The sequence below is a fragment of the Hydrogenophaga pseudoflava genome, from assembly GCF_031020795.1.
Taxonomy (GTDB): Bacteria; Pseudomonadota; Gammaproteobacteria; order Burkholderiales; family Burkholderiaceae_C; genus Hydrogenophaga; species Hydrogenophaga pseudoflava_A.
Genome location: NZ_JAVHJP010000004.1, coordinates 212,560 through 233,285, shown reverse-complemented (window position 1 = coordinate 233,285; position 20,726 = coordinate 212,560). Strand labels below are relative to the sequence as shown.

The 20,726-nt window shown below is 67.6% G+C and carries 21 protein-coding genes; 13 read left to right on the top strand and 8 right to left on the bottom strand.

Annotated elements, in window-relative coordinates; all coding sequences use genetic code 11:
* Window positions 1-20: 20 nt before the first annotated feature.
* Window positions 21-1,817 carry a serine hydrolase domain-containing protein gene (locus RCO38_RS14620; protein ID WP_308329075.1) on the top strand — a complete coding sequence of 599 codons (1,797 nt, stop codon included), beginning with the start codon at window positions 21-23 and terminating at the stop codon, window positions 1,815-1,817.
* Window positions 1,818-1,842: 25 nt separating this feature from the next.
* Here RCO38_RS14620 and RCO38_RS14615 read toward each other — a convergent pair whose 3' ends face one another.
* The 3 genes from RCO38_RS14615 to RCO38_RS14605 form a co-directional block, all read right to left on the bottom strand.
* Window positions 1,843-2,223, bottom strand: coding sequence for a DUF779 domain-containing protein (locus RCO38_RS14615; RefSeq protein WP_308329074.1), 381 nt, complete (start codon window positions 2,221-2,223; stop codon window positions 1,843-1,845).
* Window positions 2,223-3,743, bottom strand: coding sequence for an aldehyde dehydrogenase (gene adh / locus RCO38_RS14610; RefSeq protein ID WP_308329073.1), 1,521 nt, complete (start codon window positions 3,741-3,743; stop codon window positions 2,223-2,225). Before adh ends, RCO38_RS14615 begins: the two co-directional genes overlap by 1 nt.
* Before the next feature lie 229 nt (window positions 3,744-3,972).
* The gene (locus RCO38_RS14605; protein ID WP_308329072.1) at window positions 3,973-4,740 is read right to left on the bottom strand and encodes a TOBE domain-containing protein; all 768 of its coding nucleotides are present in this window, start codon (window positions 4,738-4,740) and stop codon (window positions 3,973-3,975) included.
* Window positions 4,741-4,874: 134 nt separating this feature from the next.
* On the opposite strand from RCO38_RS14605, the gene modA reads away from it, so the two are divergent.
* Genes modA through modC form a run of 3 tightly spaced genes read left to right on the top strand, consistent with a single transcriptional unit; the run spans window position 4,875 to window position 7,418 of the window.
* Complete coding sequence (gene modA / locus RCO38_RS14600; protein WP_308329071.1) at window positions 4,875-5,630, top strand: molybdate ABC transporter substrate-binding protein; 756 nt, start codon at window positions 4,875-4,877, stop codon at window positions 5,628-5,630.
* 1 nt (window position 5,631) lies between these two features.
* Complete coding sequence (gene modB, locus RCO38_RS14595) at window positions 5,632-6,318, top strand: molybdate ABC transporter permease subunit (protein ID WP_308329070.1); 687 nt, start codon at window positions 5,632-5,634, stop codon at window positions 6,316-6,318.
* A complete protein-coding gene (gene modC / locus RCO38_RS14590) occupies window positions 6,315-7,418 on the top strand; it encodes a molybdenum ABC transporter ATP-binding protein (protein ID WP_308329069.1) in 1,104 nt (367 codons plus the stop codon). The genes modB and modC overlap by 4 nt, the downstream gene beginning before the upstream one ends.
* A 124-nt stretch (window positions 7,419-7,542) precedes the next feature.
* On the opposite strand, the gene RCO38_RS14585 is transcribed toward modC, so the two are convergent.
* The 3 genes from RCO38_RS14585 to RCO38_RS14575 are packed head-to-tail and all read right to left on the bottom strand — an operon-like array spanning window position 7,543 to window position 9,877.
* On the bottom strand, window positions 7,543-8,310 hold the full coding sequence (locus RCO38_RS14585; RefSeq protein ID WP_308329384.1) for an extracellular solute-binding protein: 768 nt from the start codon (window positions 8,308-8,310) through the stop codon (window positions 7,543-7,545).
* A 59-nt stretch (window positions 8,311-8,369) separates the two neighbouring features.
* Window positions 8,370-9,152, bottom strand: a complete 783-nt coding sequence (locus RCO38_RS14580) for an ABC transporter ATP-binding protein (protein WP_308329068.1) — start codon at window positions 9,150-9,152, stop codon at window positions 8,370-8,372.
* Entirely contained in the window at window positions 9,149-9,877 is a 729-nt protein-coding gene (locus tag RCO38_RS14575; protein ID WP_308329067.1) for an ABC transporter permease, read from the bottom strand. The genes RCO38_RS14580 and RCO38_RS14575 overlap by 4 nt, the downstream gene beginning before the upstream one ends.
* Window positions 9,878-9,995: 118 nt before the next feature.
* Between RCO38_RS14575 and RCO38_RS14570 the strand changes: the two genes are divergently transcribed.
* Window positions 9,996-11,114 carry a substrate-binding domain-containing protein gene (locus RCO38_RS14570; protein WP_308329066.1) on the top strand — a complete coding sequence of 373 codons (1,119 nt, stop codon included), beginning with the start codon at window positions 9,996-9,998 and terminating at the stop codon, window positions 11,112-11,114.
* A gap of 86 nt (window positions 11,115-11,200) precedes the next feature.
* Here the strand turns inward: RCO38_RS14570 and RCO38_RS14565 are convergent, their stop codons facing one another.
* The gene (locus tag RCO38_RS14565) at window positions 11,201-12,274 is read right to left on the bottom strand and encodes an MBL fold metallo-hydrolase (RefSeq protein ID WP_308329065.1); all 1,074 of its coding nucleotides are present in this window, start codon (window positions 12,272-12,274) and stop codon (window positions 11,201-11,203) included.
* A gap of 85 nt (window positions 12,275-12,359) precedes the next feature.
* Window positions 12,360-13,610 carry a bifunctional phosphopantothenoylcysteine decarboxylase/phosphopantothenate--cysteine ligase CoaBC gene (gene coaBC / locus RCO38_RS14560; protein WP_308329064.1) on the bottom strand — a complete coding sequence of 417 codons (1,251 nt, stop codon included), beginning with the start codon at window positions 13,608-13,610 and terminating at the stop codon, window positions 12,360-12,362.
* Window positions 13,611-13,718: 108 nt separating this feature from the next.
* Between coaBC and RCO38_RS14555 the strand changes: the two genes are divergently transcribed.
* The 8 genes from RCO38_RS14555 to RCO38_RS14520 all read left to right on the top strand — a co-directional run bounded on the left by RCO38_RS14555 (window position 13,719) and on the right by RCO38_RS14520 (window position 20,725).
* Window positions 13,719-14,255, top strand: a complete 537-nt coding sequence (locus tag RCO38_RS14555; RefSeq protein WP_308329063.1) for a hypothetical protein — start codon at window positions 13,719-13,721, stop codon at window positions 14,253-14,255.
* Between the two features lie 115 nt (window positions 14,256-14,370).
* Entirely contained in the window at window positions 14,371-16,026 is a 1,656-nt protein-coding gene (locus RCO38_RS14550) for a CTP synthase (RefSeq protein WP_308329062.1), read from the top strand.
* Window positions 16,027-16,039: 13 nt separating this feature from the next.
* Complete coding sequence (kdsA, locus tag RCO38_RS14545) at window positions 16,040-16,894, top strand: 3-deoxy-8-phosphooctulonate synthase (RefSeq protein WP_308329061.1); 855 nt, start codon at window positions 16,040-16,042, stop codon at window positions 16,892-16,894.
* A complete protein-coding gene (locus tag RCO38_RS14540; protein ID WP_308329060.1) occupies window positions 16,891-17,178 on the top strand; it encodes a DUF1330 domain-containing protein in 288 nt (95 codons plus the stop codon). Before kdsA ends, RCO38_RS14540 begins: the two co-directional genes overlap by 4 nt.
* A 46-nt stretch (window positions 17,179-17,224) precedes the next feature.
* The gene (gene eno, locus RCO38_RS14535; protein ID WP_308329059.1) at window positions 17,225-18,511 is read left to right on the top strand and encodes a phosphopyruvate hydratase; all 1,287 of its coding nucleotides are present in this window, start codon (window positions 17,225-17,227) and stop codon (window positions 18,509-18,511) included.
* Window positions 18,512-18,558: 47 nt separating this feature from the next.
* On the top strand, window positions 18,559-18,843 hold the full coding sequence (locus RCO38_RS14530) for a septum formation initiator family protein (protein ID WP_308329058.1): 285 nt from the start codon (window positions 18,559-18,561) through the stop codon (window positions 18,841-18,843).
* A gap of 8 nt (window positions 18,844-18,851) precedes the next feature.
* Window positions 18,852-19,526, top strand: a complete 675-nt coding sequence (locus tag RCO38_RS14525) for an ATP-binding protein (protein ID WP_308329057.1) — start codon at window positions 18,852-18,854, stop codon at window positions 19,524-19,526.
* Window positions 19,463-20,725, top strand: a complete 1,263-nt coding sequence (locus tag RCO38_RS14520) for an AGE family epimerase/isomerase (RefSeq protein ID WP_374694545.1) — start codon at window positions 19,463-19,465, stop codon at window positions 20,723-20,725. Before RCO38_RS14525 ends, RCO38_RS14520 begins: the two co-directional genes overlap by 64 nt.
* Window position 20,726 lies beyond the last annotated feature (1 nt).

Genomic DNA, 20,726 nt, shown 5'->3' with positions numbered 1-20,726 from the left:
ACTCAGGGAGCCCGCACACCATGACCGTTCCACCACGCCGCACCGCCCTCAAGGGCCTGGCCATCGCCCTGGGCGCCGCCGCCCTGCCCGGCTGCGCCTCGCGCAGGGCGCCCGTACCGCCCATCCGCCAGGGCGACACCGCCGCAGCGCTGGGCCAGCTCGACGCCTGGGTGCAGCAGCAGTTGCGCCGCCACGCATCGGCCAACCTGAGCGTGGCCGTGCTCGACGGCCAGCAACTGGCCTGGTCGGCCGGCTACGGTCTGGCCGACCCGTCCAGTCCACTGCCCGCAACCGCACGCACCCGCTACCGCGCCGGCTCGATCTCCAAGGTGTTCACCACCATGGCCGTCATGCAGCTGGCCGAACAGGGACGCCTGAATCTGGACGCCCCCTTGAGCGACGCGCTGCCGGCGTTCCGCATCCGCAGCCGTTTCACAGGCGCCCGCCAGGTGACCGTGCGCCAGATCCTGCAGCACCGCTCGGGCCTGCCGTCGGACCGCGTGGAGGGCATGTGGACCGACGCACCCGAGTCGCTGTCGGACCTGGTGCTGGCGCTGCACGAGGAGCATCTGGCGTTTCCGCCCGGCGAAGTCCAGTCCTACTGCAACCTGGGTTTTTCGCTGCTGGGCGCCGCCATCGAACACCTCACCGGCGAACCTTTCGCCCGCTGGATGCAGGCCCAGCTGCTGGAGCCCATGGGCATGGCGGACTCCAGCTTTTCCGTCGCGCCGCCCACGGGCACGCACGCCGCGGCAGCACTCGACATCAAAGGCAAGGCCGAGACCGAACCCGGGCTGCGCGACACACCGGCCGGAGGGCTGAACACTACCGTGACCGATCTGCTGCAACTCGCGCGCCTGTGGTTTTCCGACGGGCGCCTCACCGGCCACCAGATCCTCACCCCCACCTCGGTCGCTGCCATGCAGAGCGCCCCCTCCCACCCGCTGCTGGGCGACCAGGCCAGCGTGGGACTGGGCTGGCATGTGCTGACCGAAGAACTGGACGGTGTCGGCCCCCTGCTGTGGCACGCCGGCGGCACACCCCACCACCATGCCCAGCTGATGCTGCTGCCCCAGCTGAAGCTGGCCGTTGCGGTGATGTCCAGCGCGGTCGTAGCGGGCGAACTCGCCCAGGAAACCGCCCTCAAGGCCATGGCCTTGATGGCCATGGCCAAGACCGGCATTGACCCGGTGCGCCCGCTCATGCAGGGCCGGGACGAGCACCATCCGCCGGTGGCGCTGAGCCGCCTCGCCGGTCGCTACGACACACCGCTGGGCCTGGTCCACATTCAGGCAGACGGTGCCAAGACCAGCGCCTCATCCAAAGACAAGCGGCTGGACCTCGTGAGCGACCAGGACGGCTACGCCCGCCTGCGGTACCGGCTGCTGGGTCTGTTTCCGGTGAACCTCGGCCGGCTGGGGGAGATCGCCTTCACGCGGCACGACACCCCGGACCGGCAGACCTGGCTGCTGGTGCGCCGCAAGGGCCGCTTCACGCTGCTGGGCACCCGGCTGGACCCGGTGCCCATCGCGGACAGCTGGCGCCAACGCATGGGCCTCTACCGTTACGCGGGCGACGACCCCTTTATCGCCGGGCAGTTCAAGTCGGTTCGCCTGTTCGAGGAGGCTGGCCTGCTGCTGGTCGAGGTCGACGCCGGTACGGACAGCACCCGCGTGGCGCTGGCGCCGGTGGACGACCGCCAGGCCATCGTCCGGGGCCTGGGACGCGGTCGAGGCGACACGGTGCAGGCGGTGCAGGAGAACCACCGGGAGGTGCTCATGCACAGCGGCATGCGCTTCGTTCAGGAAAACCCCTGACAGGGCGGATGCCGCCGGAGAACACTCACCTGGCCTGGCGCGCCTCTTCGGCCTCGATCTCGGCCATTTCTTCAGGCGTGAACACCCGCGAACGGGTGTGGAAGGCCTTGCCCTCCGGCCCCTCCAGCGAGAAGGTGCCGCCGTGACCTTCGATCACGTCGATGATGAGCTGGGTGTGGCGCCAGGTGGCGTACTGCGACTTGCTCATGTAGAACTCGCAGCCGCCGATGGTGCCCAGGAACACGTCGCCCTGGCCCATGGTGATCTCGCCCAGCAGGTAGCAGTTGGCGGCACTGTTGTCACAGCAGCCGCCGCTCTGGTGGAACATGAGGCCATCCCCGTGCTTGCCCTTGAGGAACGCTATGAGTTCCAGGGCGGCCGGGGTGGCCACCACTTTGTCGACCATCAGAAGAAGCCGAGCTTGTTTTCCGAGTAGGACACCAGCAGGTTCTTGGTCTGCTGGTAGTGGTCCAGCATCATCTTGTGGGTCTCGCGGCCGATGCCCGACTCCTTGTAGCCGCCGAAAGCAGCGTGCGCCGGGTAGGCGTGGTAGCAGTTGGTCCACACGCGGCCGGCCTTGATGGCTCGGCCCATGCGGTAGGCCACGTTGCCGTTGCGGCTCCACACGCCGGCGCCCAGGCCGTACAGCGTGTCGTTGGCGATGGCCAGGGCCTCGGCTTCGTCCTTGAAGGTGGTCACGGCCAGCACGGGGCCGAAGATCTCCTCCTGGAAGATGCGCATCTTGTTGTGGCCTTTGAACAGCGTGGGCTGCACGTAGTAGCCGCCGCCGAGGTCACCGGAGAGTTGCGCCTGCGAACCGCCGCACAGCACCTCGGCACCTTCCTGCTTGCCCAGGTCCAGGTAGGACAGGATCTTGGTCAGCTGTTCCTTGGACGCCTGCGCACCCATCATGGTGTCGGTGTCCAGCGGGTCGCCCTGCTTGATGGCGGCCACGCGCTTGAGCACGCGCTCCATGAACTTGTCGTAGATGCTTTCCTGGATCAGCGCGCGGCTCGGGCAGGTGCAGACCTCGCCCTGGTTGAACGCGAACAGCACCAGGCCTTCGATCGCCTTGTCCAGGAACGAGTCGTCCTTGTCCATCACGTCGGCGAAGAAGATGTTGGGCGACTTGCCGCCCAGTTCCAGCGTCGCGGGGATCAGGTTGTTGGCGGCGGCCTGCGCGATCACGCGGCCGGTGGTGGTGGAGCCGGTGAAGGCGATCTTGGCGATGCGCTTGCTGGTGGCCAGCGGCATGCCGGCTTCACGGCCGTAGCCGTTGACGATGTTGAGCACGCCCGGGGGCAGCAGGTCGGCGATCAGCTCGGCCAGGATCAGGATGGAGATGGGCGTGTTCTCGGCGGGCTTGAGCACCACGCAGTTGCCGGCGCCCAGGGCAGGGGCCAGCTTCCAGGCGGCCATCAGGATCGGGAAGTTCCAGGGAATGATCTGGCCCACCACACCCAGCGGCTCGTGGATGTGGTACGCCATGGTGTTCTCGTCGATCTCGCTGATGCCACCTTCCTGCGCACGCAGGGCACCGGCGAAATAGCGGAAGTGGTCGATGGACAGCGGGATGTCGGCGTTCAGCGTTTCGCGGATCGGCTTGCCGTTGTCAATGGTCTCGGCGTAGGCGAGCAGCTCGAGGTTGGCTTCCAGGCGGTCGGCAATCTTCAGCAGGATGTTGCTGCGCGTGGCGGCGTCGGTCTTGCCCCACTTGTCGGCGGCGGCGTGGGCGGCGTCCAGCGCCAGCTCGATGTCTTCCGCCGTGGAGCGCGCCACCATGGTGTAAGGCTTGCCCGTGGTGGGCGTGATGACCTCGAAGTACTCGCCCTTGACCGGAGGCGTCCACTTGCCACCGATGAAGTTGTCGTACTGGGATTTGTAGGTGATCTTGGCGCCTGCGGCGCCGGGAGCTGCGTAGATCATGTGTCGTCCTCTGAAAGGGTGGAAAGGGAAAGAAGCCGTTGCGGCTGACGCTTCTGTCCACAACATCCGTGCCACCACCGTGGAGCGACTCAATCTGAGACGAATGCTCTTTTTTTTGACAACACAAAACGCAGGGTTGCGCCATTCGGGTCCAGGCCCGTGAACACTGCGCCAGGCTGCCACGGCACGCCTGTTCATATGAACGCCGCTGCCAAAGGCGGCGGGCGCGTCAGCCCGCGAGCCCCACCACCAGTGCACTCGAAGACATGGCGGCCGTCGCACGCTGGCCCCTGCGCGCCGCAAACGGGTGGTCGGCAAAGCCGACCCACTGGCCGCCCCCCTCCAGCGCCAGCACCACCTCGTCGCGGTCCTGTCCGCGCGCCAGGCGCTCGATGCGCCCGTGCAGCACGCACTGGCCGGGCCCTGTGCCCACGGCACCGCGGACGACGCGCACCGCCGTGGCCTTGCACAGCACCAGCACCTCCAGTCCAGCGGCGAGCGCCAGCAGGTCGGCGCTCTCGCGGGTGATGTTCGAGGTCAGCAGCGCCCGCCCCGGCGTACGCAGCCGCACCCGCACCGCCGGGTCCTGCGGCCCCAGCGGCTCCACCGCTTCCACGCGGCACGGCAGCTGGTTGCGCATGCTGGTGCGCAGGCCCAGGCCCATCGGCAAGGCTGCGCCGCCTGAAAACCGCGAGAGCACCGCCTCGCGCGCGCGCATCAGCTCGTCCGCCAGCGCCAGCAGCTGCAGACCCTGCGGCGTGATGCGCGCACCGCCGCCGCCCGAGCCGCCCACCGTGCGCTCCACCAGCGTCTGGCCGCTGAGGTTGCTCAGCGTGTCGATGGCCTGCCAGGCCGCCTTGTAGCTGATGCCCGCGTCACGCGCGGCCTGCGAGATCGAGCCGGTCTCCGCCACGCGGCGCAGCACTTCCAGGCGCTTGTCGGCGGGGGCGTGGCCAAGGGCTTCGGAGAGGGCAGCATGAGGAGCGGTCGCGGGCATCGCAGGATTGTTTCATGCCACGTCGTCACCTGGGGCTCGATGGACCATGCCCATGTCCCGCTACACTCGCTATTCCATTTTGGGATAACGGCCACCCCCTCCCTTGCCGGCTGCCCTGTGTCACGAGGTGCCCCATGCGTCTGCTGTTTTCTTCCCTCTCCGTCCTGCTGTGCGTCGCGTTCGCACACACCGCTGCCGTTGCCGCAGAAGCCCAGGTGGCGGTCGCCGCCAACTTCGCCGATCCGATCAAGGCGATCGCCGCGGTGCTGCAGAAGACCACCGGCCATACGCTGAAGATCTCCACCGGCGCGTCGGGCGCGTTCTACACGCAGATCAGGAACGGCGCGCCGTTCGACGCCTTCCTCTCGGCCGACAACGAGCGGCCCGAGCTGCTGGAGAAGGAGGGTCTGGCGCAGCCGGGCACGCGCTTCACCTATGCCACCGGCAAGCTGGTGCTGTGGTCGGCCAGGGCCGGTCGCGTGGACGGCCAGGGCGCGGTGCTCAAGGCGGCCGACCTGGGCAAGGTGGCCTACGCCAACCCCAAGACCGCGCCCTACGGCGCCGCCGCGTTGCAGGTGCTGGACAAGCTGGCCATGAAGGATGCGATCGCGTCCAGGCTGGTGCAGGGCGAGAGCATCGGCCAGACCTTCAACTTCGTGAAGACCGGCAACGCCGATGTGGGCTTCGTGGCAATGTCGCAGGTGCTCGAAGGCGGCCAACTCAAGGAAGGGTCGATGTGGGTGATTCCGCAATCCCAATACGAAGCCATCCGGCAGGACGCGGTGCTGCTCAAGCGGGGAGCGAACAACGAGGCGGCCAAAGCCCTTCTCAAATTGCTGCAGAGCCCGAACATCAAGGACCTGATCCGCAGCTACGGCTACGAGCTCTGACATGTTCCTCACTCCGGACAATCTTCAGGCGCTCTGGCTGACCTTCCAGGTCGCGGCGCTGACCACGCTGATCCTGTTGCTGCTGGGCACGCCGCTGGCGTGGTGGCTGGCGCGGTCGCGGTCCTGGGTGGCCCGGCCGGTGGGGGCGCTGGTCTCGCTGCCCCTGGTGCTGCCGCCGTCGGTGCTGGGCTTCTACCTGCTGGTGGGGCTGGGGCCGAATGGGCCCGTCGGCGCCTGGATGGTGTCCATGGGACTGCCCACCCTGCCCTTCACCTTCGCAGGACTGGTGGTGGCTTCGGTGTTCTATTCGCTGCCGTTCATGGTGCAGCCCATCCTGAACAGCATGCAGGCGCTGGGCGAGCGGCCGCTGGAGGCGGCGGCCACGCTGCGCGCTTCGCCGCTGGACCGCTTCTTCCATGTGGTGCTGCCGCTGTGCCGGCCGGGTCTGGTGACGGGTTGCATCATGAGCTTCGCGCACACGGTGGGCGAGTTCGGCGTGGTGCTGATGGTGGGCGGCAACATCCCGGGCGTGACGCGGGTGGTGTCGGTGCAGATCTTCGACCACGTGGAGGCGCTGGAATACGCCGATGCGCACCGGCTGGCGGCGGTGATGCTGGTGTTCGCGTTCACGGTGCTGATGGTGCTGCAGTTCTTCAACGCGCGGCAGGTTCGGAAGGTGCGCGCATGAGCCCAGCCACACTGACCCTGAACGCCCGGCTGGACCGGGGCGACTTCGCGCTGGACGTGCAGCTGGCCCTGCCGGGCCACGGCGTCACCGCGCTGTTCGGCCCCTCAGGGAGCGGCAAGACCAGTTGCCTGCGCGTGCTCGCCGGGCTGGAACGGCGGGCGACCGGGCAGGTGGTGGTGAACGGCCAGGCCTGGCAGGACAGCTCGCGCGGCCTGTTCCTGCCCACGCACCGGCGCGCGCTGGGCTATGTGTTTCAGGAGGCCAGCCTGTTCGACCACCTGACGGTCGAAGGCAACCTGCGCTTCGGATTCGACCGCACGCCGGCCGCCCAGCGCCGGCACGACTGGCGCCATGGCCTGGAGCTGCTGGGCATCGGCCACCTGCTGCAGCGCCGGCCGCACGAGCTTTCGGGCGGCGAGCGCCAGCGCGTGGCCATCGCGCGCGCGCTGGCCACAAGCCCGCAACTGCTGCTGATGGACGAGCCGCTGGCCGCGCTGGACGCGGCGCGCAAGGCCGAGATCCTGCCCTGGCTGGAGCAGCTGCATGAGGCGCTGGACGTGCCGGTGGTCTACGTGACCCATTCGCTGGACGAGGTGGCCCGCCTGGCGGACCACGTGGTGCTGCTGGAACAAGGCCAGGTGCAGGCCGACGGCCGGCTGGCCGACATGCTCACGCGCAGCGACCTGCCGCTGGCGCTCGGCGACACTGCAGTCTCCGTACTGCAGGGTCGTTGCAGCGGCTACTCGCCGGCAGACCAGCTCGCGGTCTACGACATCGACGGCGGGCAGCTGCTGTTGCCGCAATCGCGCCGGGGCATGCCCGCCCACGGCGCACGCGCTCGGCTGCACATCCAGGCGCGGGACGTGAGCCTGTCGCAGGTGATGCCCTCACAGACCAGCGTGCTCAACGTGCTGCCGGCGGTGGTGGACAGCCTGACGGAGAACGCCGCGGCCCAGGTGGTGGTCCGCCTGCGCCTGGGTGCAGACGGCCATGGCGCCACCCTGCTCTCGCGCATCAGCAGCCTGTCGGCCCGGCGCCTGGGCCTGGCGCCAGGCCAGCCGGTCTACGCGCAGATCAAGGGCGTGGCGATGGTGCGCTAGAAAGGGGCGCCAAACACGGCTCCGGAGCGAGATGCCTGATCCAGTGGGCGCGGTGGAACCGGCTTCGCCGGGCCACTCGCGCCGTCCCCCCGGGGGGAAGACGCGAAGCGGCGCAGGGGGGGACTTATTTGCTCGCGTTCGGGAAGAACAGCTGCTCGCCACCGATCTTGTAGTCGGCAATCGCTTTCTGGCCGGCGGCACCGGTCACCCAGTCCACGAACTTCTGGCCCTCGGCCGTCTTGACCTGCGGGTGCTTGGCGGCGCTCACCAGCATCACGCCGTACTGGTTGAACAGGCGCCTGTCGCCCTCCACCAGCACCGCCAGGTCGGCGCGGTTCTTGAAGTTGAGCCAGGTGCCGCGGTCGGCCAGCACGTAGGCGCCGCTGCTCGCGCCGATGTTCAGTGCCGGGCCCATGCCGCAGCCGCATTCCTTGTAGCCGCTGCCCTTGTTGGCATCGGTGTCCGTCATCTTCCAGAAGCGCAGTTCGGCCGCGTGGGTGCCGCTCTTGTCGCCGCGCGAGACGAAGGGGGCGTTGGCGGTGGCGATCTTCTTGAGCGCCGCCACGATGTCGTTGCCCTTCGTGCCGGCCGGGTCGGCCTTGGGGCCGATCAGCACGAAGTCGTTGTACATGACCTCCAGGCGTTTGGCCGAAAAGCCATCGGCCACGAACTTCTCTTCGGCGATCTTGTCGTGCACGAACAGCACGTCGGCGTCACCGCGGCGCGCCATGTCAATGGCCTGACCGGTGCCCAGCGCCACCACCTTCACGTCGACGCCGCTGGCCTGCCTGAAGGCCGGCAGGATGTGGCCGAACAGGCCCGACTGCTCGGTGGACGTGGTGGAGGCGACGACGATGCTGCTCTGCGCGAAGGCGGCGGAGCCGACCAGCATCGCCGCCACGAACGAGGCAGCGCGAACGAGGGCGCGGCAGGGGTGATTCATTTGCTTTTTCATGTGGTTTCTCCTTTGACAAATGCGCTGGCCTGAGGAGACAGCCGCTCCAGCAGGTCCTGGTTGAAAAAGTCGTGCACCGGCAGGTCGGCCCGCACACGACCCTGTTCGAGGTAGACCACGCGGCTGGCCAGGCGCTTGACCTGGCCGAGGTTGTGACTGGCGAACACCAGCGTGGGCGGCAGGCGACCCGGCGCGGGTGTTTCGTTGCAGAAATCGGCGATCAACGCCTCAACGTCGCGCTTGGCGTGCGGGTCCAGGCTGGCTGTGGGCTCGTCCAGCAGCCACACATCGGGCTGCAGCGCCCAGGCCCGCGCCAGCGCCACACGCTGCTGCTGACCGCCGGAGAGCGCACGACCGTTGCGCTCCGACAGCGCCGCCAGCTGCACGCGCTCCAGCGCCTGCCGCGCACGGGCTTTTGTCTGCGCCCAGGCCACACCGCTGAGCCACAGACCCAGCTGCAGGTTGCGCTGCACCGTCATGCGCAGCATGTGCGGGCGCTGGAACAGCATGGCGATGCGAGAGGCCTGCGGCACCTCCCGTCGGCCCTGCGCGATCGGCAGCAGGCCGTGCAGCGCGCGCAGCAGCGTGCTCTTGCCGCAGCCATTGGGTCCGACCAGGGCCACACGCTCGCCCGACCGGATCGCCAGCGTGATGTCGCGCAGCGCCTCGACCTGCGCGGCCGGGCCCAGGCTCACGTGCACGGAGCGCAGGTCCAGAACTGTGGCTTGAACCGCCTCGCGGTCGGGCACGGCCCCGCTGGCGGGAAGATCGACCCTCATGTCGTGGCCATCCGCAGGTCGCCACCGTCCAGGTGCTCGCGCCAGCGCCGCAGCAGCGCCACCAGGGCATTGAGCAGCAGCACCACCGCCAGCAGCACGATACCCAGGCCGAGCGCCAGCGGCAGGTCGCCCTTGCTGGTCTCCAGCGCAATGGCGGTGGTCATGACGCGTGTGAAACCGTCGATGTTGCCGCCGACGATCATGACTGCGCCGACCTCGGACACCGCGCGACCGAACGCGGTGATCAGCACCGTCAGCAGCGCATAGCGCTCGTCCCAGGCCATCAGCAGGCTGCGCAATCCCAGACCCGCGCCCAGCGAGGACAGCTGCTCGCCGTGGCTGCGGTCGGCGTCCTCGACCACCTGGCGCGTGAGCGCCGTGACCAGCGGCAGCACCAGGATCGCCTGCGCCAGCACCATGGCCTGGAAGCTGAACAGCCAGCCGAGAAAACCCAGCGGACCGGAGCGCGAGAGCAGCAGGTAGATCACCAGCCCCACCACCACCGAGGGGATGGCCAGGAAAGTGTTCAGCAAGGTCAGCACCACCGGCCGGCCCGGAAACCGCGCCACCGCCAGCCAGGCGCCCAGCAGCAGGCCCAGGCCGCAGGCCAGCAGGCAGGCCGTGGCGCTGACGGCGAGCGAGCGGGCGACGATGGCCCAGAGGCCGGCATCGCCGGAAAGAATGAGTTCAAACGCGGTGACCGCGCTGTCGGAAAAGGTGTTCATACGTCGCGCCGCAGCATAAGCGCGTGCTACGGGTTTGGGAGTACGTGGCAACTCGGTATGAACAATCCAACATAGGCACTCGTTTGCATATGCGAGGTCTGAGGCACACTCGACGCCCATGAAACGGATTGCGATGTCCTACTCGCTGATGGCCGAACGCCCGGAGCGTGGGCAAGGATCGGCGCTGCTGCGCAACCCGATGATGGACGTGCTGCACGCCGTGCACGAGCAGGGATCGATCTCCGCCGCAGCCCGGCAGCTGGGCCTCTCGTACCGCCATGTCTGGGGCCAGCTCAAGGAGTGGGAGCAGCAGCTCGGGCGCGAGCTGCTGGTCTGGGAGCGCGGTCAGTCCGCCCTGCTCTCGCCCTTCGGCCAGCGCTTGCTGATGGCCGAGCGGCTGGCCCAGGCGCGGCTGGGACCGCAAATGGAGAGCCTGCGCGCCGAGCTGGAGCGGGCCTTTGCCATGGCCTTCGACGACGCGCAGCGCCCGAGCGAGGTGCTCACGCTGTACGCCAGCCACGACCACGCGCTGGCCGAATTGCAGGAGCTGGCTTCGTCTTTGCAAGGGGGCAGCGAACCCGGCGTGCACCTGGACATCCGCTTCACCGGCAGCGTCGACGCGATCCGCGCGCTCAACGAAGGCCGCTGTCTGCTGGCCGGCTTCCATACCCAGCCGTTTGCCGACGCCGACAGCCGCAGCGCCCGCACCTACCGCCCGCTGCTCAAGCCCGGCACGCACAAGATCGTCGGTTTTGCGCGCCGCTCGCAGGGGTTGATGGTGGCGCCCGGCAACCCGCTGCGCCTGCGGGACCTGAAGGACGTGTCGCGACAGAGCGCCCGCTTTGTCAACCGCGCCATCGGCACCGGGACCCGGCTGTTGCTGGAGGAGCTGTTGATGCAGGACGGCCTGACGAGCGCAGACCTCAAAGGCTTCGACCGGGAGGAAAGCTCCCACGCGGCGGTGGCCCAGGCTGTGGCCAGCGGCGACGCCGACGTGGGTCTGGGCACCGAGTACACGGCGCGCAGCCAGGGACTCGGTTTTGTGCCGTTGACCGACGAGCGCTACCTGCTGGTGTGCCTGAAATCGGCGCTGGAGCAAGCGCCGGTGCAGAACCTGCTGAGGTTGCTGCGCGGCGCGGACTGGCAGAAACGGCTGCAGACCCTGCCCGGTTATCAGCCCGACCACCCGGGCGAAGTCGCAGCCATGAAGCGCTTGCTCCCCTGGTGGAAGAACTGACGCCCCCACGCTCCGCCGCTGCGCGGGTCGCTGCCCCCCGAGGGGGTTGATCCGCCTTGGGGCGGCCCGGCGGCGGATCGATTTTTCTAGAACGCTTCTTTCTCGGCTTCGAGATACGCCAGGCTGGTGTACTTGCCGATGTTGCTCTCGAAGCCGGCCATGGTCTTGGCACGGCTGGCGACCCGCGGGTCCTTCAGCACCAGCGCCTTGGCGCCGTCCAGCGGAATGCCCTCCTTGACCGCCTGCACGCAGGGCTCCCAGATGCCCTTCATGAAGGTGCCGTAGGTGTCCAGCAGGCCCTTGCTGCCCCGGCCGTGGCCCGGCAGCCAGAGCTGGTCGCCCGCGGCCTTCTTGAGCGCGTCGTAGTACTTGAAGGTGCCGGGGTAGGAACCGTCGTCGATGTTGGCGATGCGGTTCTCCATCGCGATGTCGCCGACGTAGGTCAGCTTGTCCTGAACGACTTCGAAACACAGGTCCGACGGCGTGTGCGCCCGGCCGTAGTGGTGCAACCGGATCTGCACGTCGCCGTAGTCGAACACCTGTCCGTGCTCCACGGTCTGGTTGGGCGCCACCACCTTGGTGCCCAGCGTCGCCTGATTGGTCCAGCGCTCCATGAGGCTGCGCCAGAGGCTGCCTTCCTGACCGGCGATCTGCTCGCGCGTGTAGGCCAGCGCATGGATGGGCAGGTCCTTGCCATAGGCGTCGGCGAAGGCGTGGTTGCCCAGCCAGTGGTCGCCGTGGTAGTGGCTGTTGAAGACCGCGATCACCGGCTTGGGGGTGACGGTCCTGATCATGCGGATCGCCATCTGGCCGATCTGCAACGAAGCACCGCTGTCCAGTACCACCACGCCCTTGCGTGTCACCACGAAGACGACACTCGCCATCAGGCCCTGGTTCTCCTGCGTCGGAAAGCCTTCCTTTGCATAGACCATCCACACGTGGGGAGACAGTTGCTCGGGTTTGACGTCGGGCACCGGCAGGCCTTCGATGAACTCCTGGACCTGCTGGGCGAACAGCCGGACCTCGGGCACCAGGGCCAGCCCCGCCCCGGCGGCGCCCAGGCCGGCAATGGTCCGCACCCAGTGGCGCCGGGACTCGTTGAGAGTGTCGGAAGGAACACCTGGCCGCGAGGGCCGTCGTGTCGGAAGGGGGAATGGCATGGGCGTCTCCTAAAAATCATCGAATAAGCAATTGCTTATTCGATGATAACGAGCTTGCCCGCACCGGGCAACCGGTGCCACAGAGTCAGGTGGTCGAAGGCAGTGGCGAGGGGTTGGGCAGACGCCGTGCGATCTCTGCCACCAGCTGGCGCGCCAGCTGCAGCTTGGACGCCCGGGGCAGCTCGGCACTGCCCTGCTCGTCGACCAGCAGCAGGGCGTTGTCGTCCTGGCCGAAGGTGTCCGGGCCGATGTTGCCCACCAGCAGCGGCACGCCCTTGCGAACACGCTTGGCCTGCGCATGGGCCAGCAGATCCTCGCTTTCGGCGGCAAACCCCACGCAGTACAGCGCCCGGCTCTGTGCCCGTGTGGTCTGGGCGATGCCGGCGAGGATGTCGGGGTTCTCGACGAATCCCAGGGTCGGCACCTGTCCGGAACCGTCTTTCTTGATCTTCTGCACCGCCATCTCGACCGGACGCCAATCGGCCACGGCCGCTGCCGAGACGAACACGGTGGCGTTCTGGCTCAGCACATTGAGCGTCTTCTGCATGTTCAGCGCGGACTTGACGTTGATGCGCCCCACGCCGCGGGGGGTCGGCAGGCTCACCGGTCCGGCCACCAGCGTCACGTGCGCACCCGCTTCGTGCGCCGCCCTCGCGATGGCAAAGCCCATCTTGCCGCTGGAGAGGTTGGTCAGGCCACGCACCGGGTCGATCGCCTCGAAGGTCGGGCCGGCGCTGACCAGCACCTGCTGGCCGGCCAGCAGCTTGGGCGTGAAGAAGCGGACGAGCTCGTACAGCAGTTCGTCCGGTTCGAGCATGCGCCCGTCGCCAATCTCGCCACAGGCCTGATCGCCCACGCCCACGTCCAGCACCGTGGCGCCATCTGCCTTGAGTTGGGCCACGTTGCGCTGCGTGGCCGGGTGGGCCCACATCTCGCGGTTCATGGCCGGCGCCAGGATGAGCGGCACCTTATCGATCGGGCGCGCCAGGCACATCAGGCTGAGCAGGTCGTCGGCACGGCCGTGCAGCAGCTTGGCCATGAAGTCGGCGCTGGCGGGGGCCACCACGATCGCGTCGGCTTCCCGGCTCAGGTTGATGTGGGGCATGTTGTTGTCCACACCCGCCGCGTGGCGGTCGTCCCACTGCGACGAGAATACCGTGCGGCCTGACAGGGCCTGCATCGTGACCGGCGTGATGAACTGCGTGGCCGCGTCGGTCATGACCACCTGGACGGTGGCGCCGGCCTTGATCAGGGCTCGGCAGAATTCGGCCGCCTTGTAGCAGGCGATTCCGCCCGAAAGACCCAGAACAATGTGTTTGCCGGCGAGTTCGCTCATGGCCGCAATGTAGCAGTTTGAAATGTTCCCGAACAAGCCCGGGCCGGGCGAATCCATAATCGGCCATCTGATGTTTTTTCACTCACCAGCACACCTTTGGCCATGCACATGACCCGACTCCCGATGCTTCTCAGCGCCAGCGTTGTCCTGGCCTCCCTGGCCGCCTGTGGAGGAGGTTCCGACGGACCGGAAGGCGAAGCGCCCACGGGAGGGGCCCTGGCCAATGTCTGGTTTGCCGACAGCGACAGCTACCACCCGCTGGACAAGATCCGGCCCGACGGCAGCTTCTACTCCGGCAACGAAGCCGATTTCGGGCCGGTCAATCCCGCCTACGCGGGCAGCACCGCCACCCAGTCCCGCTGGGCCATCGACACCTCGGCCACGCCCCCGGCCGGCGAGACCCTGAGCTACACCTTCAAGATCGATGGCGTCAGCGCCTCGGGCAGTGCGGTCGCGGCCCTGCTGGCCAACCTGCGCATCAACAGCGCCACCGGCCTCATCACCCAGACCTGCAAGGGCTTCCCCGAGTGCTACGACAACAGCTCCGGCCAGGACGAGGACTTCCTCGTGACCGTGACGGCGCAGGCCAGCGGTGGCGGCAAGCTGGAGAGGAATTTCCTGCTGCGGGTGCGCGGCAATCGCTGACCATCACAGCCCGCGGACCGGCCGAGCCGCGACCGCTCCGCACAGCCGGGCGAACAGGGGGTGGCGCCTATAATCGGCATTTCCACCTCCTGCGAGCGCCCGGCTCGCCCGAGTCATGACCAAATTCGTGTTCGTCACCGGCGGTGTGGTGTCCTCTCTCGGCAAGGGCATTGCTTCTGCTTCCCTGGCTGCGATCCTTGAATCGCGCGGCCTCAAAGTCACCCTCATCAAGCTCGACCCGTACATCAACGTGGATCCGGGCACCATGTCGCCCTTCCAGCACGGCGAAGTGTTCGTCACCGACGACGGCGCCGAAACCGACCTGGACCTCGGTCACTATGAGCGTTTCATCGAAACGCGCATGAAGAAGACCAACAACTTCACCACCGGCAAGATCTACCAGTCGGTGCTGGAGAAGGAACGCCGCGGCGACTACCTCGGCAAGACGGTGCAGGTGATCCCGCACGTCACCAACGAAATCCAGGAATTTATCAAGCGCGGCGCCGGCATCGGCACACCCGACGCGGTCGACGTGGCCATCGTCGAGATCGGCGGCACGGTGGGTGACATCGAGTCCCTGCCCTTCCTCGAAGCCGTGCGCCAGATGAGCCTGCGCATGGGCCCGAACAACTCGGCCTTCGTGCACCTGACCTACCTGCCGTGGATCGCCGCGGCCGGCGAGCTCAAGACCAAGCCGACCCAGCACACGGTGCAGAAGCTGCGCGAGATCGGCATCTCCGCCGACGCCCTGCTCTGCCGTGCCGACCGCCGCATTCCCGAGGACGAACGCGCCAAGATCTCCCTGTTCACCAACGTGCCCGAGTGGGGCGTGATCAGCATGTGGGACGTGGACACAATCTACAAGGTACCGCGCATGCTGCACGAGCAGGGCCTGGACGGCCTGATCTGCGACAAGCTGCGCCTGAACACACCGCCCACCAGCCTCAAGCGCTGGGACGACCTGGTCTACGAAACCGAACACCCGCAAGGCGAGGTGAAGATCGCCATGGTCGGCAAGTACGTCGACCTCTCGGACAGCTACAAGTCGGTCAACGAGGCCCTGCGCCACGCGGGCATGCGCAACCATGTGCGCGTGAAGATCGACCATGTCGACTCCGAAACCATGGAGGGCGCGGACGTGAACGCCAAGCTGGCGCAGTACGACGCCATCCTGGTACCCGGCGGCTTCGGTCAGCGCGGCGTGGAGGGCAAGATCGCCACCGCCCGCTTCGCCCGCGAGCACAAGGTGCCCTACCTGGGCATCTGCCTGGGCATGCAGGTCGCCACCATCGAGTACGCCCGTCACGTGGCTGGCCTGGAGAACGCCAACAGCACCGAGTTCGATGCCGCGACGCCGCACCCGGTGATCGCGCTGATCGAGGAATGGAAGGACGCCGACGGCAGCATCCAGAAGCGCGACGCCAACTCCGACCTGGGCGGCACCATGCGCCTGGGCGCACAGAGCTCCGACGTGGCCAAGGGCACGCTGGCGCACAGCATCTATGGGGATGTGGTGACCGAGCGCCACCGCCACCGTTACGAAGCCAACGTCAACTACCTTGACCGGCTGCGCCAGGCCGGCCTGGTGATCTCCGCGCTGACCCAGCGCGAGCAGCTGACCGAGATCGTCGAACTGCCGCAGGCCGTGCACCCCTGGTTCATCGGCGTGCAGTTCCACCCCGAGTTCAAGTCCACCCCCTGGGCCGGCCACCCGCTGTTCAACGCCTTCGTCAAGGCGGCGGTCGAGCACCAGAAGGCCGCCAAGGCCTGATCGGAACACAGCCATGCAACTCTGCGGATTCGACGTCGGACTGGACAAGCGCTTCTTCCTGATCGCCGGCACCTGCTCCATCGAAGGCCTGCAGATGTCGCTCGACGTCGCGGGCCAGCTCAAGGAGATCTGCACGGCGCTCGGCATTCCGCTGATCTACAAGGGCTCGTTCGACAAGGCCAACCGCTCGTCGGGCACCAGCCAGCGCGGCGTGGGCCTGGACGCCGGCCTGAAGATCCTGGACGAGGTGCGCAGGCAGTTGCAGCTGCCCATCCTGACCGACGTGCACGACGAATCGCAGGTGGCCGAAGTGGCCAGCGTGGTCGACGTGCTGCAGACCCCGGCCTTCCTGTGCCGCCAGACCGATTTCATCCGCGCCGTGGCCCAGTCGGGCAAGCCGGTGAACATCAAGAAGGGCCAGTTCCTGGCGCCCTGGGACATGAAGAACGTGATCGACAAGGCCCGCGCCGCCGCGAAGGAAGCCGGCCTGTCAGAAGACCGATTCCTGGCCTGCGAACGCGGCGTGAGCTTCGGCTACAACAACCTGGTGGCCGACATGACCAGCCTGGCCGAGATGCGCAAGTCCGGCGCGCCGGTGGTGTTCGACGTGACCCACTCAGTCCAGAAACCCGGCGGGCTGGGCGCGGTCAGTGGCGGGGCCCGCGAGATGGTGCCGGTGCTGGCCCGTGCGGGTGTGGCGGCGGGCGTGTCGGGCCTGTTCATGGAAACCCACCCTAAGCCGGCCGAGGCCTGGTCCGACGGTCCCAACGCCGTGCCGCTGGGCCGCATGAAGGCGCTGCTGGAAACCCTGGTCGCGCTCGATTCCGTAACCAAAACAACTCCGTTGCTGGAGAACGATTTCCAATGAGCGCGTACATCATTGCGGACGTGACCGTCACCAACGAAGAGCAGATGAAGGTCTACCGCGAGTGGAGCACGCGCGCCATGCAGGAGTTCGGCGCCGAGGTGCTGGTGCGCGGTGGCCGGGTGGAGCCGCTGGAAGGCGACTGGCAGCCGCAGCGGGTCGTGGTGCTGAAGTTCAAGGACATCGCCACCGCGCAGGCTTACTACCGCTCACAAACCTACACCCATGCGCGCTCGCTGCGCGAGGGCGCGGGTTCGATCCGCATGTTTGCCGTTGAGGGTGTCTGAACGCCCGTCCCGATTTCTTTTTTGACTTGTTCCAAAGGTAGAAACCATGAGTGCAATCGTTGATATCGTCGGCCGCGAAGTCCTGGACAGCCGCGGCAACCCCACCGTCGAATGCGACGTGCTGCTGGAATCGGGCGTGATGGGCCGTGCGGCCGTGCCCTCCGGCGCGTCCACCGGCTCGCGCGAAGCCATCGAGCTGCGCGACGGCGACAAGAGCCGCTACCTGGGCAAGGGCGTGCTCAAGGCGGTCGAGAACATCAACACCGAGATCAGCGAAGCCGTGCTGGGCCTGGACGCCTCCGAGCAGGCCTTCCTGGACAAGACCCTGATCGACCTGGACGGCACCGAGAACAAGGGCCGCCTGGGCGCCAACGCCATGCTTGCCGTGTCCATGGCCGTGGCCCGCGCCGCCGCCGAAGAGGCCGGCCTGCCGCTCTACCGCTATTTCGGCGGCATGAGCGCGGTGCAGATGCCGGTGCCGATGATGAACATCATCAACGGCGGCGCGCACGCCAACAACTCGCTCGACCTGCAGGAGCTGATGATCATCCCCGTGGGCGCACCGAGCTTCCGCGAAGCCCTGCGCTGGGGCGCCGAGGTGTTCCACGCCCTCAAGGCCATCCTGCACGACAAGCACATCAGCACCGCCGTGGGCGACGAAGGCGGCTTTGCCCCCTCGGTCGAGAACCACGAAGCCGCGCTGCAGCTGATCCTGCAGGCCATCGACAAGGCCGGCTACACCGCCGGTGACCAGATCGCCCTGGGCCTGGACTGCGCCGCCAGCGAGTTCTACAAGGACGGCAAGTACGTGCTCGAAGGAGAAGGTGGCATCGCCCTCACCGCCGAGCAGTGGACCGACATGCTGGCCACCTGGTGCGACAAGTACCCCATCGTGTCCATCGAGGATGGCATGGCCGAAGGCGACTGGGATGGCTGGAAGCACCTGACCGAGCGCCTGGGCAAGCAGGTCCAGCTGGTGGGCGACGACCTGTACGTCACCAACACCAAGATCCTCAAGGAAGGCATCGACAAGGGCATCGCCAACTCGATCCTGATCAAGATCAACCAGATCGGCACCCTGACCGAGACCTTCGCCGCCATCGAGATGGCCAAGCGCGCTGGCTACACCGCCGTGATCTCGCACCGCTCGGGCGAGACCGAAGACAGCACGATCTCCGACATTGCAGTGGGCACCAACGCCGGCCAGATCAAGACCGGTTCGCTCTCGCGCTCGGACCGCATGGCCAAGTACAACCAGCTGCTGCGCATCGAGGAAGACCTGGGTGACGTGGCGGTGTACCCTGGCCGCGCCGCCTTCTACAACCTGAAGTAATCTGGACCGGCGGCTCCTCCGGACGCCAGACCAAGCAATACTGCTCCATGGCACATCGCATCGTCCCCGGCCTGCTGATCACGCTGCTGCTCGTGCTGCACGCGCAGCTGTGGTTCGGCCGGGGCAGCGTGCCCCAGGTCTCGCGCATGAAGGCCGAACTGGCCGCCCTGGAGTCGGTCAACCAGGAAGCGCGACAGCGCAACGAGCGGCTCGCCAACGAGGTGCGCGACCTTGAAGAAGGCCTGGGCATGGTCGAGGAGCTGGCCCGCAACGATCTGGGCATGGTCCGGCCCAACGAGATCTTCGTGCAGATCGCCCACAAGAAGCCCTGAGCCGCGCCGTGGCACTTGTGGTCACGCTGCTCGGCGGCGAATCCACCGGCAAGACCTCCCTGGCTCGCGCCTTGTGCGAGCAACTTGCAGCAAGGGGGGTGGCGTCTGCGATGGTGGCCGAACATCTGCGCCACTGGTGCGAGCAACACCGCCGTGCCCCTCACCTGCACGAGCAGGCCGCGCTGGCCCGCGAACAGGCCCGCCTCACCGACGAAGCGGCTTCCCGTCTCGCGGAGGGCGTCGTCATTGCAGACACCTCCCCCCTGGTGATCGCGGCCTACAGCGAGCTCTATTTCCAGGACCGTTCGCTCTGGAGCGAAGCCCTGGCCTGGCAGTGCCGTGTGGACCTCACCCTGCTGATGGGTCTGGACCTGCCCTGGGTCGCCGACGGCTTTTTTCGCGACAGCCCCGCCGTGCGCGATGCGGTGGACACCGTGATCCGGCGCGAACTGCAGACCGCGGGGCTGGCCTTCCAGACCATCCACGGCCGCGGAACGGCCCGCACCGAGCAGGCCCTGCGCGCCATCGGGCGGCGCCTGGGGCAGGACCTCACCACCACCGAACAGACACTGACCACCGGCCGGCGCGCCTGGAGCTGCGACCAATGCAGCGACCCGGATTGCGAGCACCGGCTGTTCAGCAAGCTGCTGGCACCCAACACCCACGGAGACACCCGCCCATGATTCCCGCCACGCCCCTGCCCGACTTCCGCTCGCCGGCCTTCCTGCGCGCCCACATCGAAGACACGCTGTCGTTCTACCTGCCGCGAGCGATCGATCCCAGCGGCGGGCTGTTCCACTTCCTGCGCGACGACGGCAGCGTCTACGACGCGCATACCAGGCACCTGGTGAGCAGCACGCGCTACGTGGTCACGCTGGGCATGGCGGTGCGGCGCGGGCTCGGTGGCCCGGCCGCACGGCAGGCGCTGCAGCAGGCCTTCGACTTCCTGCCCGTGCACCGCCGCCCGGACACCGGCGGCTACGCCTGGCTGATCGACTGGCGGGACGGTCAGGCCCGCGTGCTGGACGCCACCAACCACGCCTACGGTCTGGCTTTCGTGCTGCTGGCCCATGCGCACGCCCACATGGCCGGCGTGGCCGGCGCGCACGCCGGCATCGCGCAGACCTTCGAGCTGCTGGAGCGGCGCTTCTGGGAACCGCAGCATGGCCTGTACGCCGACGAGGCCACGGCCGACTGGCAGGTGCGGCCCTACCGCGGGCAGAACGCCAACATGCACCTGTGCGAAGCCCTGCTGGCCGCCCACGACGCCACACAGGAGCCTCGCTACCTGGACCGCGCCGCCCTGCTGGCCGAGCACATCACCGTGCGCCAGGCGGCCCTGGCCGACGGGCTGGTCTGGGAGCACTACAAGGCCGACTGGACGGTGGACTGGGACTACAACAAGGACGACAAGACCAACATCTTCCGGCCCTGGGGATTCCAGCCTGGTCACCTGACGGAGTGGACCAAGCTGCTGCTGCAACTGAACGAACGCCGGCCCGATGCAGCCCTGGTCGAACGTGCCCGCCACTTCTTCGACACCGCGATGCACAAGGCCTGGGACGGCGAGCACGGCGGCCTGTACTACGGCTTCGCGCCCGACGGCAGCATCTGCGACAGCGACAAGTACTTCTGGGTGCAGGCCGAGTCGCTGGCCGCCGCCGCGCGGCTGGCCACCGTCACGGGCGAGCCGCGCTACTGGGCGGCCTACGAGCACCTCTGGGCCTACTCATGGCGTCATTTCGTGGACCACGAGCACGGCGCCTGGTGGCGCATCCTTTCGGCCGACAACCGCAAGTACTCGGACGAAAAGAGCCCGGCCGGCAAGGTGGACTACCACACCATGGGAGCCTGCCACGATGTGCTCGATGTCCTGAAGTGAC

Coding starts and splice junctions, on each gene's coding strand:
- RCO38_RS14620 (WP_308329075.1), top strand. CDS start 21: ATGACCGTTCCACCACGCCGCACCGCCCTCAAGGGCCTGGCCATCGCC.
- RCO38_RS14615 (WP_308329074.1), bottom strand. CDS start 2,223: ATGGTCGACAAAGTGGTGGCCACCCCGGCCGCCCTGGAACTCATAGCG.
- adh (WP_308329073.1), bottom strand. CDS start 3,743: ATGATCTACGCAGCTCCCGGCGCCGCAGGCGCCAAGATCACCTACAAA.
- RCO38_RS14605 (WP_308329072.1), bottom strand. CDS start 4,740: ATGCCCGCGACCGCTCCTCATGCTGCCCTCTCCGAAGCCCTTGGCCAC.
- modA (WP_308329071.1), top strand. CDS start 4,875: ATGCGTCTGCTGTTTTCTTCCCTCTCCGTCCTGCTGTGCGTCGCGTTC.
- modB (WP_308329070.1), top strand. CDS start 5,632: ATGTTCCTCACTCCGGACAATCTTCAGGCGCTCTGGCTGACCTTCCAG.
- modC (WP_308329069.1), top strand. CDS start 6,315: ATGAGCCCAGCCACACTGACCCTGAACGCCCGGCTGGACCGGGGCGAC.
- RCO38_RS14585 (WP_308329384.1), bottom strand. CDS start 8,310: ATGCTGGTCGGCTCCGCCGCCTTCGCGCAGAGCAGCATCGTCGTCGCC.
- RCO38_RS14580 (WP_308329068.1), bottom strand. CDS start 9,152: ATGAGGGTCGATCTTCCCGCCAGCGGGGCCGTGCCCGACCGCGAGGCG.
- RCO38_RS14575 (WP_308329067.1), bottom strand. CDS start 9,877: ATGAACACCTTTTCCGACAGCGCGGTCACCGCGTTTGAACTCATTCTT.
- RCO38_RS14570 (WP_308329066.1), top strand. CDS start 9,996: ATGAAACGGATTGCGATGTCCTACTCGCTGATGGCCGAACGCCCGGAG.
- RCO38_RS14565 (WP_308329065.1), bottom strand. CDS start 12,274: ATGCCATTCCCCCTTCCGACACGACGGCCCTCGCGGCCAGGTGTTCCT.
- coaBC (WP_308329064.1), bottom strand. CDS start 13,610: ATGAGCGAACTCGCCGGCAAACACATTGTTCTGGGTCTTTCGGGCGGA.
- RCO38_RS14555 (WP_308329063.1), top strand. CDS start 13,719: ATGACCCGACTCCCGATGCTTCTCAGCGCCAGCGTTGTCCTGGCCTCC.
- RCO38_RS14550 (WP_308329062.1), top strand. CDS start 14,371: ATGACCAAATTCGTGTTCGTCACCGGCGGTGTGGTGTCCTCTCTCGGC.
- kdsA (WP_308329061.1), top strand. CDS start 16,040: ATGCAACTCTGCGGATTCGACGTCGGACTGGACAAGCGCTTCTTCCTG.
- RCO38_RS14540 (WP_308329060.1), top strand. CDS start 16,891: ATGAGCGCGTACATCATTGCGGACGTGACCGTCACCAACGAAGAGCAG.
- eno (WP_308329059.1), top strand. CDS start 17,225: ATGAGTGCAATCGTTGATATCGTCGGCCGCGAAGTCCTGGACAGCCGC.
- RCO38_RS14530 (WP_308329058.1), top strand. CDS start 18,559: ATGGCACATCGCATCGTCCCCGGCCTGCTGATCACGCTGCTGCTCGTG.